General features: G+C 64.7%; 1 protein-coding gene. It reads left to right on the forward strand.

Annotated features, from left to right (window positions below; translation table 11 throughout):
- Positions 1 to 255: hypothetical protein (locus tag AACY19_RS27680; RefSeq protein ID WP_339454675.1), on the forward strand; the 255-nt coding region annotated here is incomplete at both ends.

The following is a 255-nucleotide window of genomic DNA, read 5'->3' on the forward strand; positions in this document are numbered from 1 at the left end:
AACAGTTCGCCGTGACCGTGGTGGATGACAACGGCACCACCGCCAACGCGACCCTCGACGTGAACATCGTCGACGACTTGCCGAAAGCGCTGAACGACAGCAACGGCACCGCCTCGGAAAGCCTGCTAACCCTGACCGGCAACGTCCTGACCAACGACGTGCAAGGCGCCGACCGCGTACCGACCGGCCCTGATGCCGGGCCGATCACTGCCGGTACGTTCACCGGCACTTACGGCACGCTGGTGCTCAACGCCA

The sequence above is a fragment of the Pseudomonas sp. EA_5y_Pfl2_R50 genome (assembly GCF_963970475.1).
Classification (GTDB): Bacteria; Pseudomonadota; Gammaproteobacteria; order Pseudomonadales; family Pseudomonadaceae; genus Aquipseudomonas.